Annotated in this window: 8 protein-coding genes; 4 read left to right on the top strand and 4 right to left on the bottom strand. The window is 72.7% G+C overall.

Features of this window, described 5'->3' with window-relative positions; translation table 11 throughout:
• Positions 1–18: 18 nt before the first annotated feature.
• The 3 genes from PIJ49_RS07135 to PIJ49_RS07125 are packed head-to-tail and all read left to right on the top strand — an operon-like array spanning position 19 to position 2,815.
• On the top strand, positions 19–699 hold the full coding sequence (locus tag PIJ49_RS07135) for a M15 family metallopeptidase (protein ID WP_209683889.1): 681 nt from the start codon (positions 19–21) through the stop codon (positions 697–699).
• On the top strand, positions 696–1,847 hold the full coding sequence (gene alr, locus PIJ49_RS07130) for an alanine racemase (RefSeq protein ID WP_271826194.1): 1,152 nt from the start codon (positions 696–698) through the stop codon (positions 1,845–1,847). The genes PIJ49_RS07135 and alr overlap by 4 nt, the downstream gene beginning before the upstream one ends.
• A complete protein-coding gene (locus PIJ49_RS07125) occupies positions 1,844–2,815 on the top strand; it encodes a D-alanine--D-alanine ligase family protein (RefSeq protein ID WP_271826193.1) in 972 nt (323 codons plus the stop codon). Before alr ends, PIJ49_RS07125 begins: the two co-directional genes overlap by 4 nt.
• A 44-nt stretch (positions 2,816–2,859) precedes the next feature.
• On the opposite strand, the gene PIJ49_RS07120 is transcribed toward PIJ49_RS07125, so the two are convergent.
• Positions 2,860–8,316 (bottom strand): discoidin domain-containing protein, encoded by a 5,457-nt coding sequence (locus PIJ49_RS07120; protein ID WP_271826192.1) that lies wholly within the window; start codon positions 8,314–8,316, stop codon positions 2,860–2,862.
• Positions 8,317–8,519: 203 nt separating this feature from the next.
• On the opposite strand from PIJ49_RS07120, the gene PIJ49_RS07115 reads away from it, so the two are divergent.
• Positions 8,520–9,377 (top strand): formate/nitrite transporter family protein, encoded by an 858-nt coding sequence (locus PIJ49_RS07115; RefSeq protein WP_066652338.1) that lies wholly within the window; start codon positions 8,520–8,522, stop codon positions 9,375–9,377.
• A gap of 70 nt (positions 9,378–9,447) precedes the next feature.
• Here the strand turns inward: PIJ49_RS07115 and PIJ49_RS07110 are convergent, their stop codons facing one another.
• Genes PIJ49_RS07110 through PIJ49_RS07100 form a run of 3 tightly spaced genes read right to left on the bottom strand, consistent with a single transcriptional unit; the run spans position 9,448 to position 12,937 of the window.
• The gene (locus tag PIJ49_RS07110; protein WP_271826191.1) at positions 9,448–11,007 is read right to left on the bottom strand and encodes a glycoside hydrolase family 32 protein; all 1,560 of its coding nucleotides are present in this window, start codon (positions 11,005–11,007) and stop codon (positions 9,448–9,450) included.
• On the bottom strand, positions 11,004–11,948 hold the full coding sequence (locus tag PIJ49_RS07105; RefSeq protein WP_209683910.1) for a carbohydrate ABC transporter permease: 945 nt from the start codon (positions 11,946–11,948) through the stop codon (positions 11,004–11,006). The genes PIJ49_RS07110 and PIJ49_RS07105 overlap by 4 nt, the downstream gene beginning before the upstream one ends.
• Positions 11,945–12,937: a carbohydrate ABC transporter permease gene (locus PIJ49_RS07100; protein WP_066652333.1), complete on the bottom strand. Its 993-nt coding sequence runs from the start codon at positions 12,935–12,937 to the stop codon at positions 11,945–11,947. The genes PIJ49_RS07105 and PIJ49_RS07100 overlap by 4 nt, the downstream gene beginning before the upstream one ends.
• Positions 12,938–13,076: the final 139 nt, after the last annotated feature.

Here is a 13,076-nt window from a genome sequence, read left to right as displayed (position 1 = left end):
CACGCTGCACTGGTCGACATGCAGCACCGTCCCGCTCCTCCCTCCGTCCCCGTCCCCGCACGACCGCGACGAACCGGGGCCGTCCTGGTCGTCGTCCTCCTCGCCCTCGTCGCGGCGGTCGCCGTCGTCCTCGTCGTGCTGTCCGCCGTCTCCGGCCGCCCCGGAGCGACCGGCGGCGCACCGGGGCACGGCCTCACCGGCGCCTCCGCCGGCACACACGACGACGGCACGGCCGGCGCCGCCACCGGATCCGCCGCCGGCGAGGTGCCGTCCGGCGCGTCGGTCTTCGACGACGACCTGCCCGCGGTCGCACGACTGCAGCCGGACCTGCTCGACGCGGTCCGTCGCGCTGCCCGGGACGCCGAGGGCGAGGGCGTGCGCTTCGTCGTGAACAGCGGCTGGCGCTCCCCCGCGCTCCAGGAACGACTCCTCGACGACGCCGTCGCCGAGTACGGCTCGCGGCAGGAGGCGGCGCGCTGGGTCTCGACGCCCGAGACGTCGCTCCACGTCCGCGGCGAGGCGATCGACATCGGGGACTGGGATGCGGCCACCTGGCTGCAGGACAACGGCGCTCGGTACGGGCTCTGCCAGGTCTACGACAACGAGGCGTGGCACTTCGAGCTCCGGCCGGACGCCCCCTCCGACGGGTGCCCCCGCAAGTACTGGGACCCGACCGGCGACCCGCGGATGCAGCAGTGACCGCGTCCGGGTCGCTCCTGACGGTCCACGACGACGCCATCCGCGCCAACACGACCTTCTTCGCCGCCCTGACGGGCGGACGGTTGATGGCGGTGCTCAAGGCCGACGGGTTCGGGCACGGGGCGGTCGCACGGTCCGTCCTGGAGGCCGGGGCCGGCTCCGTCGGTGTCACGAGCGTCGACGAGGCGCTCGCGGTCCGCGCCGAGGGCGTGACCGCACCGGTGCTGAGCTGGCTGAACCCACCGGACGCGGACTTCGCCGCGGCGGTCGGCGCCGACGTCGCGCTCGCCGTCGCCGACCCCGCCGTCCTGGTCGCCGTCGTGGTCGCGGCACGCGCCGTCGGTCGCGCGGCACGGGTGCACCTGCACGTCGACGTCGGCATGGCCCGCGAGGGGTGTGCGCCGGCCGACTGGGCAGCGCTGTGCTCGCTGGCGCGCGAGGCCGAGGGCACCGGCGCGGTCCGGGTCGTCGGCGTGATGGGGCACATGTCCTCGGCGGACCGCCCCGAGGACGACCAGAACGTCCGCGAACGCCTGCTCTTCGGCAACGCCGTCCGGACCGCCCGTCGCCGCGGGCTGACCCCGTCCACGGTGCACCTCGCGGCCACCGCTGCCACGCTGACCGGCGTCGGGGCCGGGTTCGACCTGCACCGGATCGGCGCCGGACTCTTCGGCATCGACCCCTCGGGCACGACCGACCGGCTGCGGCCGGCGCTGTCACTGACGACCGTGGTCGTGTCCTCGCGCTCGGCGCGGGCGGGCACCCGCATCGGGTACGGCGGGACGAGCACGACCGCGTCCGCGACGAACCTGGCGCTGCTGCCGCTCGGGTACGGCGACGGTCTCCCCCGCGCTGCCTCGGGCCGGGCCGAGGTCCTGGTCCGTGGGCGCCGGTGTCCGGTCGTCGGGCGCTTCTCGATGGACAGCGTCGTCGTCGACACCGGCACCGAACGCACGTCCCCGGGCGAACCGGTCACCGTGTTCGGCCCCGGGGACGGCGGCGAACCGACCGTCGCCGAGTGGGCGGCGTGGGCGGGGACGATCCCGCACGAGCTCGTCACGCGGATCGGCAGCCGGGTCGCCCGCGTGCACCGCACCAGCACCAGCACCAGCACCAGCACCAATCCGAGCACCGAGGAGCACCCGTGACCGACCGACCACACCACCGCGTCGCCGTGATCGGCGGCGGCGCGAACGACGAGCACGACGTGTCCCTGGCCTCCGCGGCGGCCGTCGTCGCCGCACTCCGCACCGGCGGCCACACCGCGGTCCCGCTGACCGTCGGCCGTGACGGCACGTGGCACGACGAGGGCGGGGCGCTCCTGTCCCCGGCCGATGCCGTCGCCCGGTTGACGTCCTGCGACGCGGCCTTCCCGCTGCTCCACGGCGAGCACGGCGAGGACGGCGCCGTCGCCGGGCTGCTCGACCTCGTCGGCGTGCCCGTCGTCGGCTCACCGGTCCGAGCCGGCGCCCTCGCGGCGGACAAGTGGGTGACGAAGACGGTCGCCGGCGCGGTCGGCATCGCCTGCGCGCCCGCCGTGCGCGTCGCGGCAGCGGTGTCGGCGACCGAGGCAGCGGCGGCCGTCCCGTCCGCACCCCCGCTCGTGGTGAAGCCGACGTCTGCCGGGTCGAGCAACGGCGTCACCCTGGTCCGGCGGCACGACGACCTGACGGCGGCGATCGAGCACGCACGCTCCGCCGGCGGCACCGTGCTCGTCGAGTCGTTCGTCGCCGGGCGTGAGGTCGACGTGGCGCTGTTCCGCGACCGGTCCGGCGTCCTGCGGTGCGGCGCGACACTGGAGATCGCCACCGACGGGCGCGGCGTCTTCGACCGGGAACAGAAGTACGACGGCAGCGCCCCGTTCCGGATCCCGGCCGGCCTGTCGGTCGCCGAGCACGCAGCGGTCACCGGTGCCGCCGCCGTGCTCTACGAGGTCCTGGGCTGCGCCGGGGTCGCCCGCTTCGACTTCTTCGTCACCGGTGACGGGGTGGTGCTCAACGAGGTGAACACGGCGCCGGGCTTCACCGAGCAGTCGCAGGTCCCGCGGATGTACGCGGCGGTGGGCCTCGGCTACGTCGAGCTCGTCGACGAGCTGCTCGCGGCAGCGCTCGGCTGACGAGGCGGGCGGGCGGCGACGTCGTCCTCCGCCCGCCGCCCGCGCTACCGGACCTCGAAGGCGTACGTCGAGTACCCGTACGGCGTCGCCCGGTCGACACCCTGCAACCGGATCTGCCGCCACGTACCGGACAGCGGGACCCGGTCGGTGCCACCGTCACCGTCGGTGACGGTGACGATGGTCGTCCACGCGCCCGTCGTCCCGTCCCGTCCCTCGATGCGGTAGGCGCGGCCGTACGCGTCCTCCCACCGGATCGTCGCCTCGTGCACCTCGTGCCGCGCACCGAGGTCGACGTCGAACCGGGCATCGTCCCGGTGCTCGCTCGCCCACCGCGTGCCCGGGTCCCCGTCCACCGCGTGGCGCGCCGGTGTGCCTGCCGACTCGTCGCCGGACGACGAGACCGCGGCGCGCCGGGCGAGGTCCGGCGTCGGCGTGCCCTCGGTGGAGAACACCCGGAACGACCACACCGAGACGCCGTACCGGGTCGTGCGCGAGTCGGCCACCAGGCGCACGAAGCGGGCCCGGATGCCGTCGAGGTCGTGCGTCTCCGTCCCGCCCCGTCCCTCGGCCGTCGTCGAGACCGTGCGCCACGGGTCGGATGCCCGGTCGCGGACCTCGACGTGGTCCGACGCCGCTGCAGCCGTCTCCCAGAGGACCTCGACGCGGTCGAGCGGCAGCACCGAGCCGAGGTCGACGGCGAGCCACTCGCCGTCGCGAGCCGTGCTCGACCACCGGGTCGTGTCGTCGTCGTCGACGGCGGCGTCGCCGGACAGGTCACCGCGCTCGTCGGACGAGGTCGTCACCGGCTTGCCGACGGCGACGTCGCGGGAGACCGCGGGCGACTCACCCTGGTCGAGGGTCGTGAGGACGGCCTGCCCGGTCGCCGCACCACGGACCGCGCGGACCGTCGCGGTGGCACCGCCGCGGTCCGGCAGGGTCGCCGTGCCCGAGGCGCTCACCGTCGCACCGTCGTCCGCGGTCCAGACGGGCTGGGCGTCACCGGTCAGCAGACCGCCGTAGCCGTCGGCGTCGAACCCGTACGCGGCGAGCCGGACGGAGGAGCCGGGCAGCACCGTGACGCTGCGCGGGGCGACCAGCAGGTCGCGCACGTCCACGTCGGCGGTGGCCGGTGTCCCGGTCACCTGCACGTCCCACACCGAGTAGCCGTACTGGGTGAGGCGGTCGGTCATGTGCAGCCGGACGAAGCGGGCGGTCGCGCCGACCGGCACGGTGTCCACCGACGCGTCCGCATTCGTGACGGTGCGGACGTTCCGCCAGGGGCCGTCGTCCGTGTCGGACACCTGCACGACGTACCGTGCCGCCGCGGCGTTCTCCCACGTGACCCGGACGGAGTCGACGTCCCGCGCGGACCCGAGGTCGAGCGTCAGGTCCACCGTGTCGACGCCGTGCGCGCTCTCCCAGCGGGTGGCGGGGTCCCCGTCGACGGCCTTCGCCGCGGTGTTGCCCCCGTCGGTCGAGCTCGCGGTCGCGGTGGTCCCCTCGACCACCGGGACCGAGGCGATCGACGACACGACGGCGCTGCCCTCGATCCCGCCGGCCTCGACCCCGCCGGCCTCGACGTCGCCCACCGTCGCGACGACGTAGCCTGCGCCGGGCGCGGTGGTGGTGAGGGTCCCGTCACCGGTGACCGTGCCGGGAGCGGTGGTGCTCCAGGCGACGTCGGCGGGCAGCGGAGCCGGGTCACCGTACTGGTCGTGGCCCTCGGCGGAGAACGTCACCGACTCGCCGACCACGGCACGGGCGGTGCCGGGCGTCACGGCGATGCCCGTGAGCACCGGTGCCGGGGCGACACGGACGTCGTACGCGTCGGAGACCGTGCCGACGGTCGCGGTCACGGACACCTGGTCCGCCGCGGCCCCCGCGTGCAGGGTGCCGTCCTGATCGATCGTCCCCGCACTCGTCGACCACCGCACGTCGTCGAGCGGCACGGTCGCGCCGTACTGGTCGTAGCCCGTCGCGGTGAACGCGGTCGTGCTGCCCGGGGCGAGCGTGCGCGGGTCGCCCGCCGTCCCGACGACGACCTTCGCCAGTCGGGCATCGAGGTGCGACGTGATCTGCGTCCGGGCGGGCACCGCGATCTGCCCGACGACCCGCTGCCCCGCGTACACGTCGTAGGTGTGCTGGACGTCGTCGACGTTGTCGATCACGTAGGAGTACGTGCCGTCGGCGGCGCGGAACACCTGGCTCAGCGGGTTCGACGTGTGGCGGTCGGTGACCTCGTGCCCGACGGTGCGGTTCGACATCGCCTGGTGGTAGACCATCCCGGCCATCGACTGTCCGGTCACGGTCGGGTCCTGCGCCTCCCAGAGCGCCGCGTGGACGTCGGCGTAGGTGTCCGGGTCGTACTGGGCGAGGAACCCGAGGACGACGTTGCCGAGTGCATCGCCCATCTCGCTGAAGACGGCGGCCGCGCGGGCGGTGTCGGCGCCCGGGCGGTGGTGGGTCAGGTCGACGCCGTACAGCCGGCCGATGGTGTCGGGGTCCGCCCGGTAGTCGGTGACGAGGAACGGCAGGAGCGGCGACGGCTCCGGCCAGTCCCCCGGCTGCCGGTCCGCCGTCGAGCCGTCGAGCTGCGCGGGCACGAGTGCCGCCGGCAGGGCCTCGGGTGTCCACCACCGGGACGGGAACACGACGGAGCCGTCGTCGTCGACCGAGACGTACAGCGTGTCCGTCGACCGGTCGTACAGGGGGTTCGTCGCGGTCTTCGCGGTCACGTAGCCCGGGTGGTTCCGTTCCACGGCCCGGATCGCGTCCTGCAGCTCACCGATCGCCGCCGGCCGGTCCCGCGTGATCGCGACGTCCCCGTAGGTACCGACGCCCCACCACTTCTTGGTGAGCATCTGCACGTGCCCGGCGTTGCCGTCCACGACGCCGTCCTGCCCGACGACCTCGCCCCGGGCTGCCATCATCTGCCGCATGATCGCCATCGAGAAGTCCGGGTCCCACCCGAAGTACGTGAACCACGGCGCGGTCGGCATCCACTGGATCCCGTAGATCCACGCGGGGTCGCCGGAGAAGTACGTGGCCTCGGCCTGCCCGGAGTCGAAGAGGATGCCGGCCTGTCCGGCGTCGTACGCCTCGGGGAACGCGCCGTCGCCGTCGTACGCCGCCGACGCCGGGTTGCCGTGGGCGTTCTGGTAGTAGTCGCGGACGGCGGCACGCTCGGTGACGTACTGCACCGCACCGGCTGCCTGCATGTCCTCGTCACCGAGCACCGACCCGAGCAGGAACAGCCCGGCCTCGGACTGGATCGCCTCGGACGACGACTCCTGGTTGTTGCCGCCCGGCGAGGACACACCGCCGGCGTTCGAGTGACCGGTCCACACACCGAAGGTGCGGAAGTGCGGGAAGCGCTCGTCGTCCCGGTCCCAGTTCGCGTACTGCTTCGCGACGAGGGTCGCCATCTCGCCGTACCGCTGTGCCCACTCGGGGTCGGCCCGTCCGAGCAGCGCGGTCGCGAGTGTGAAGTAGCCGTAGTGGAAGTGGTTGTCGTTGAACTGGGCGGACCCGTACGAGTCGCCGAACCCGATGAGGGCCTTCCACGTCGGGTACATCGCGAAGAAGTGCTCCCGCTCGCCCTCGCTGTACGTGTACCAGTCCGTGAGTGCGCGCTCGAGGGTCGCCCGCATCCGGTCGGCGTCCTCGGTGTCGCCGATCTGGTCCGCGACGCTCATGTACGCGCCGAGCTGCTGCAGGTCCTTGCCGCCCCAGTAGGTGTCGCCGCCGTAGGTCTCCTTCGCGGCGTAGTCCGACAGGTACTGCCGCATGACCTCCTCGCGGTACGGGTCGTCGCCCGTGCTCGCCGGCTCGGCGCCGATCGGGGTCAGTCCGCTGAAGGCGTACCGCAGCGTCCAGCCGTCGTGCCCGACGGTCGTCCTCATCGTGCCGCGCGGCGTCGCGTACGTGGCTCCGGTGAACGACAGGTCGTGCGTCGCCTCGGCGTACTGGTGCTGCAGCCAGCCCTGGACGGTGTCGTGGTCCGAGCCCTGCAGCACGTCGGTCTGCAGCGACCACCGCTGCTCGACCTGTCCCGCCGCGGGGTCGTACGAGTAGTCCATCCGGGTGTCCCGCGGGACGGCGAAGGCCGTGCGGTGCAGGTCGTCGAGCGTCAGCCCCTGCTCGGGCACCGCGCTGAGCACGAGGAAGGGGGTGCCCGCGGATGCCTCGAGCACGTTCCCGGAGCGGGTGAAGGTGGTGCCGGTGGGCGCGTGCACCCCGAACACGTGCCCGTCCTGCCGGATCTCGAAGCGGTCGGTCGTGATCGTCCCGGTGAGTCCGCGGCCGTCGGCGTCGGTGAGCGCGGCGCCGTCCTGCAGGGTGATGCGCGGGGTCATGCCGTGGAACTCGAACCACTCGTACGGCGACCCCTGCACGCTCGTCACGTCCATGTACTGACCGCCCGGTCCGGCCTGCGGCATCCGCCAGCTCACGTTCCAGTCGCCCCAGCGCAGGGCGTCGGCCCGATCGGCGGAGAACGCCGTGGTGAAGCGCTCCGCGATGCCGTCCGGGGCGTCCGTGAGCAGCACCTGGTCGACCAGGACGTGCGCCCACCCGGCACGGAGCGAGTCGACGACCCGGACCTGCGCCGTCCGTCCGCGGTACGCGCTGACGTCCCACGTCGTCCAGCGCAGCTCCTCGCTGTCCGCGCCGGTCGCCTCCTCGACCACCGCGCCGTCGACGAGCAGCTGCACTGCCTCGGCCCCGGGGTGTCGGCCCCCGCCGACCAGGAAGGCGAGGGCCGACCGGTCGACCGTGAACCCCGGCGAGGTGAGCGTGCCGGTCGCGCCGTCGCCGTCGCGGTCGGTGAACGAGTCGACGAACCCACCACCGAGCCAGCCGGACACGGCGCTCTGCCCCGACGCGGTCCCGGACGAGGTCCCGGCGAAGGCGTCACCGGTCGTGGTCCACCCGTCGGGCAGACCGTCCTCGAAGTCGGCGAGCACCCGGTCGGAGGCGTCCGGCGTCGGGTCGACCGTGCCGCCCACGGTGACCGGCGCGTCGAGCCGCATCGCGGTGCCGTCCGCGTTCCAGGACGTCGGGAGGGTCACCTTCGTCCCCTGCGCACTGTTCGACGACACGAACGGGTACGCCCACATGTCGCCCGAGTACCTGCTGACGAGCAGGTCGGTCCACCACTGGTTCGTGGGGACGGGCTTCCCCGCCTGCGACGGGTCGACGTACAGGTGCTGGTCGACGGTCTTCCGCACGTCGGCGACGGACGCGATCTCCGCCGGCGGCGTCGGCGCGTACGAGCCGGCCCCGACGCGCACGCCGTCGACCTGCGGGCCGGCAGCACCGGGAGCGGATGCCACGGCCCGGTCGACCGGCTGGTGTGTCGGGTCGGCGGCTCCGGTCCCTGCGGCAGGGTCCGGCAGGACCGTCGGGAGGGTGCTCGCCGACGCGAGGTCCGCGGCGGCGACGGGCGCGAGCGAGAGCCCGCCGAGCAGGAGCGTGACGACGACGGTGCGGACCAGGTGCACGGAGGGGTCCCTTCCGGGGGCGGAGGTTCGGCGGGGCGTGCGTCGGGTCGCAGGGACCCCTGTCGGCAGGCCCGCGCTGGACGTCAGGAGAAGTGAGGATCCGTTCTAGAGATGCGGTGGCGGCACGACCCCGCTGCGCGTCCGCCGGGCCCCGATCCGCACCGTCGTCGGCTCCCAGCAGGCCCGGGGCTACCGTCGGAACGGTGACGGACGAACGACGCCGCGAGGTCGGCGACAACGACGCCCCGGTCGAGGACGAGATCGAGGAGTCCTTCGACGCGGTGGTCGACGAGGGGGCCGAACGCCTGCAGCGGACCCTGCGGGTGGTGCTCGCGACCGGGTTCGCCGGCGGCCTGGAGATCGGGCTCGGCGTGATGGGGTACCTGGCCGTCCTGCACGAAACCGACAGCCACCTGCTCGCGGGCCTCGCCTTCAGCATCGGGCTCGTCGCGCTGTACCTGGCGCACAGCGAGCTCTTCACCGAGAACTTCCTCGTGCCGATCGTGGCGCTCGTCGCCCGGGAGGGCACGGTGTGGCAGCTCGTCCGGCTCTGGGCGGGGACGCTGGTCAGCAACCTCGCCGGCGGTTGGGTCGTGATGTGGCTCGTCGTCCAGGCGTTCCCGCAGTGGCACACGGTGCTCGAGGAGTCCGCCCGGCACTACGTCGACGCCCCCTTCGGACTGCAGACCGCGGTGCTCGCCGTGCTCGGTGGGAGCACGATCACCCTCGTGACCCGCATGCAGCAGGGCACCGACTCCGACCCGGCGAAGCTCGTCGCGGCGGTCGCCGGTGGCTTCCTGCTGGCCGGTCTGCAGCTCTTCCACTCGATCCTGGACTCGCTGCTGGTCTTCGGCGCCATCCAGGCGGGGGCGTCGATCACGTACGGCCAGTGGGCCGCCTGGTTCGGCTACGTGCTCGTGTTCAACGTGCTCGGCGGTGTCGTGCTGGTGACGTCGCTGCGCCTCATCCGGTCGGCGGACCTGCTGCGCGGTCGACGGCGCGACGCGCCGGACGCACCGGACCGTGCGACGGGCGAGCAGGAGCGGGGCACCGCGCGCTGACCGGACCGGGTGCCGGACGGGAGGCCCGTGGCGGCGTCGCCACGGGCCTCCCGTCCGGCACGGCGTCGGGTCAGCCGACCGGGGTCACCTCGTCCGCGTCGGCGGATGCCGTCACGGTGACCGCGTGCGGCCCGGGGTCCACCAGCAGGCGACGGCGTGCGTCGGTCGCCGACCCGGCGAGCAGCGCCGTCATCGAGCCGGTGCCGGCACCCGACGAGACCTCGACCGACGACTCGTCGAACCACAGGGTGAGCGCGACGCGGTCGCCCTCCGGTCGCACCGTCGACGCCACGTGCCGTCCGAACGACGCCGGGAGCCCCGGCACGGCGGGACGGTCGAGCCGGAGCGAGGCGTCGGCGGCGTCGTAGCGCAGGCCGAGCCGACGTCGGCCGTCGGCGTCGTCGAGCTCCAACCGGACCACACCGTCGGGTCCGCGCAGCGTGATCACGACCTCGACGCGGACGAGTCCCGGGAGCTCGTGGGTGCTCGCCGCGTCGTCGTCGTGACGGAGCACCGTGTCCACGGCACCGGTCGGGCCGACGATCCGCTGCACCAGCTCGAGGCGTCCGTCCCGCTCGGTCAGGCCGAGGGCCCGAGCAGCGGTCATCGCGCCGCGCCACGGCGTGGTCGGCAGGTCCTTCGCGTAGTCCCAGTTGTCCATCCACGCGACGAGCGTCCGGTCTCGGAGGCCCGTACCGGAGAAGGTCACGCCGGCGTACGAGTCGGGACCGTGGTCGAGCCAGCGGTACGTCGCGAGCTCCTCGGTGGACTGCTGCCGCCAGGACCCGTCCGGCGACCGGGTCTCGGCGGGGAGCGGCTCGTCCGGGACGAACCGCTCCCCGTCGAACTGCCCGAGCACGACGTGCGTACCGGATCCGCCCGCGACCCCGCCGGGGTTGAGGCTGACCAGCAGCACCCAGACCACGCGGTCGGGGTCGCCGTCGACGGTCAGGGGGAAGAGGTCCGGGCACTCCCAGACGCCACCGACCGGACCGGCGGGACCGTAGGTCGACACGAGGGTCCAGGTGCGCAGGTCGGTCGACCGGTGCACGAGCACCTGGCGGTCCTGGGCCTCGACGGCGACCATGATCCAGCAGGGTCCGTCCGTGCCCTCGTACCGGAACACCTTCGGGTCGCGGAAGTCGGCGGAGCCGCGGCGCAGCACCGGGTTCCCCGGGTACTTCAACCACCGGTACCCGCCGTCGGTGCTGGAGGCGAGGGCCTGCGACTGCTCGGTCTCGGCGGCCTGCGTCCAGATCGCGACCAGCGGCGGCTGCTCGGCCGATCCGAGCCCGCTCGTGTTCTCCGCGTCGAACACCACGGAGCCCGAGAAGACCTGCCCGTCCGCGTCGGCCTCGAGCGCCACCTCGTGCTCGGTCCACGTGAGCAGGTCGGTGCTCGACGCGTGCCCCCAGCCGACCGTGCCGTGGTCGATCCCGTCCGGGTTGTGCTGGAAGTAGAGGTGGTACCGGCCGTCGTGGACGACCAGGCCGTTCGGGTCGTTCATCCAGTTGCGGGCGGGCGTGAAGTGCTGCCGCGGGCGCCGGATCGTAGCGCCGTCGGCCGCTGGCTCGGTCCGGGTGCGCTCCGTCGCCGGCACGTCGGACTGCGTCGCCGTCTCCGTGCTCACTTGACCGACCCTGCGGTGAGGCCACGGACGAAGAAGCGCTGGAGCGACAGGAACACCACGAGGGGCACGATCAGCACGATGAACGAGCCGGCCGCGACCAGGTTCCAGCCCGACCCGTACTGTCCGAGCAGCCCGAGCAGGCCCTGCTGCAGCACGGGGTTCGTGTTGCCGATGAAGATGTACGCGACGAGGTAGTCGTTCCAGACCCAGAGGAACTGGAAGATCGCGAACGACGCCAGCGCCGGCACCGACATCGGGACCGCGAGCCGCCAGAAGATCTGGAAGTGCGACGCGCCGTCGACGCGGGCGGCCTCGATGAGCGCGACGGGGAGCGTCGACATGTAGTTCCGCAGGATGTAGATGCAGAGCGGGAGCGCGAACGCCGAGTGCACGATCCACGCCGCCGGGAAGGTGCCGGTGATCTGCAGCCCGGTCGCCTGCGTGATCGTCTTGTACAGCTGCAGGACCGGGATCAGCGAGATCTGCACGGGCACCACGAGCAGCCCGACGATGACCGCGAAGTAGAACTCCTTGAACCGGAACTGCAGGAACGTGAACGCGTAGGCCGCGAACGCGGAGATCATGAGCGGCAGGATCGTGGCCGGGACCGCGACGGCGACGCTGTTGAGGAACTCGGCCGCCAGGCTCTGCCCGGTCCCCGAGGTCGCCCCCGTCAGCGCGTTCGAGTAGTTGTCGAGGGTCCACTCCGTACCGAACAGGTTCCCGAAGACGGTCCACCACCCGGTGCTCTGGGCGGCGGTCGTCGTGCGGAAGCTCGTGACGAGCAGGCCGATCGCCGGCACCATCCAGAGCACGGCGATGACGCCCATGACGATGCTCAGCAGGACGCGGGGACGCTGCTCGGCGCTGGTCTTCGTGACCCGTTCGCGCTTCGTCGCGACGATCTCCGGGGCTCCGGCCACCGGGACGATCTCGGTCATCGGAGGGCCTCCTGTTCGCGGTAGGTCCGCACCTGGTACACGATGACGGGCACCACGGCGAGGATGAGGATGACGACCACGGCGGACGCCTTCCCGGGGTTGTTGAACGCGAAGAACTGCGAGTAGAACTCGACGCCGAGCACGTTCGTGTCGAACTGCCCGTTGGTCATCGCGAAGACGATGTCGAAGATCTTCATCACCGTGATGAGGACCGTGATGCCGACGGCGATGATGGTCGTGCGGATCTGGGGAGCGATCACACGGAAGAACGCCTGCCGCTCGCTGGCACCGTCGATGCGTGCCGCCTCGATCGTCTCCTCGGGCACGGCCTTGATCGCCGCGGAGAGCAGGACCATCGCGTAGCCGGCGTTCAGCCAGATCACGACCGCCATGAGCAGGAAGCTGTTCATGCGCAGGAAGTCGTTCTGCAGCCACGGGATCGGGTTCTGGTGCGTGATCGCGGTCCAGATGCCGTTGAGCAGGCCGACCTGGGGCTGTCCCGGTGCGTTGTACGCGTACACGAACGACCACATCGACGCGGCCGCGATGAAGCTCACCGACATCGGCAGGAAGATCAGGGACTTGAACGTCTTCTCGCGCTTCGGCCCGAGGCGGTCCGCCAGGGTCGCCACGAGCAGGCCGATCACGACCACCACCGCCGGGACGACGATGATCCAGAGCAGGTTGTTGAACAGGGTCGACAGGAACGACGGCGTCGAGAAGAGCGAGACGTAGTTGTCGAGGCCGCCGAAGGACGTCAGCCCGTACTGGTCCGTCTTCTGCAGGCTCTGGATGACCGTCTGCACCGTCGGGACGACCAGGAAGACGAGCAGGAGGAGCAGGACCGGCCCGATGAAGACGTAGGGCAGCAGTCGGCCGTGCCACTTGCCGTGCGTCTTCGAGACCAGGAAGTTCAGCCCGAGGTAGATCAGGAACGAGACGGCCAGTCCGCCGATGACGGAGACGAGGACGCTGAGGACTTGCTGCACGAGGGGTCACCTCACTTCGTTGTCGGGGTGTGTCGTCGCGGCGTGCAGGCGCCGACGGCCGTGGGGGGGGGGGGGGGGGGGGGGGGGGGGGGGGGGGGGGGGGGGGGGGGGGGGGGGGGGGGGGGGGGGGGGGGGGGGG

Source organism: Curtobacterium uvaldense (genome assembly GCF_028307415.1).
Classification (GTDB): Bacteria; Actinomycetota; Actinomycetes; order Actinomycetales; family Microbacteriaceae; genus Curtobacterium.
This window is presented reverse-complemented; position numbering and strand designations above follow the sequence as displayed.